Raw genomic sequence first — 1,212 nt, 5'->3', positions numbered from 1 at the left:
AGGGCCGCTGGTTCTACGTGCACGCGCTGCAGTAGCCGGCGCATCCGGGCATTCACTCGCCGCGCATCCGGCGGGCCTACCCTTGCGCTCGGATACCGAAGGAGCACGACATGCCGCAGCCACTCACCCCCACCGAAACCACCCACTTCGACACTGTCATTGTCGGGTTCGGCAAGGCGAGTAGGCCGGGATGCTCGCGCTGGCCGGGCGCAGCGTGGCACTCGTCGAGCGGTCGGCTTCGATGTTCGGCGGCACCTGCATCAACATCGGCTGCGTGCCGACGAAGACGCTCCTCCACGACGCCGATCTCCACCACCAGCGCGGCAGCGCCGAAACCGCCGCGGCGGTCGAGCAGGTGCTCGCCGACGACGGCATCGCCTTAGCGCACGCCACCGAGCTCGCGAGCGTCGATGCGCCCGCCGACGGCCCGCTCACGCTGCACCTCACCAGCGGCGCCACCACGCGCGAGCTCGAGGTGGATGCGCTGCTCCTGTCGACCGGGCGGGTGCCGGCCACTGACGGGCTCGGGCTCGAGGCAGCGGGCGTCGAGGTCGACGAGCGGGGCGCGATCGTCGTCGACGACTTCCTCCGCACCTCCGCCGACAAGGTCTGGGCGGTTGGCGACGTCAACGGCGGCCCGCAGCACACGTACGTCTCGTTCGACGACCACCGCATCGTCGCCGACTAGCTGCTCCGCGACCGCGGCGAGGGCGGCCGCAGCCTCGCGAATCGCGGCCCGGTGCCGAGCGCGACGTTCCTCACGCCGCCCCTCTCGCGCGTTGGGCTCAGCGCGGAGGAGGCGCGGGCCCGGGCCGCGGCGAACGGCTGGGACGTCGTGGTCGCCCGTAAGAACGTCGCCGACATCGCCGCGATGCCGCGCCCGAAGGCGGTCGCCGACCCACGCGGCTTCCTCCAGGTCGTCGTCGACCGCGCGACCGAACGCGTCCTCGGCGCGACGCTGTTCTGTGTCGAAAGCCAGGAGGTCATCAACCTCGTGACAATGGCGATGCGCCACGACCTCCCCTACCCGGCCCTGCGCGACGCGATCTACACGCATCCGTCGAGCACCGAGGGCGTCAACGAGCTGCTCGGCGCGATCTAGGCTCGGCACGATCAAGCCTGGGTGCGACTTAACCTGGTAGGGTGACCGACCTCCCTGCCTGGCTCCCCACCGTCGCCGCCGTCGCCCTCCTCGCCGGTATCGCGTCCGCG

At 71.4% G+C, this 1,212-nt stretch carries 2 protein-coding genes; both read left to right on the top strand.

Annotation, left to right across the window (positions count from 1 at the left end; genetic code table 11):
- The first annotated feature begins 190 nt into the window (after positions 1-190).
- A complete protein-coding gene (locus ID132_RS14850) occupies positions 191-688 on the top strand; it encodes an FAD-dependent oxidoreductase (protein WP_328743977.1) in 498 nt (165 codons plus the stop codon).
- A 51-nt stretch (positions 689-739) separates the two neighbouring features.
- Positions 740-1,102: a hypothetical protein gene (locus ID132_RS14845; RefSeq protein ID WP_328743975.1), complete on the top strand. Its 363-nt coding sequence runs from the start codon at positions 740-742 to the stop codon at positions 1,100-1,102.
- Positions 1,103-1,212 lie beyond the last annotated feature (110 nt).

This window comes from Gulosibacter sediminis, assembly GCF_014904065.1.
GTDB lineage: Bacteria > Actinomycetota > Actinomycetes > Actinomycetales > Microbacteriaceae > Gulosibacter > Gulosibacter sediminis.
Note: the sequence above shows the minus strand (reverse complement) of the source record. Positions and strands in the feature narration are given on the sequence as shown.

Bases quoted from the DNA above. Each gene is read 5' to 3' on its own strand.
- ID132_RS14850 (WP_328743977.1), top strand. From the start codon at position 191: ATGCTCGCGCTGGCCGGGCGCAGCGTGGCACTCGTCGAGCGGTCGGCT.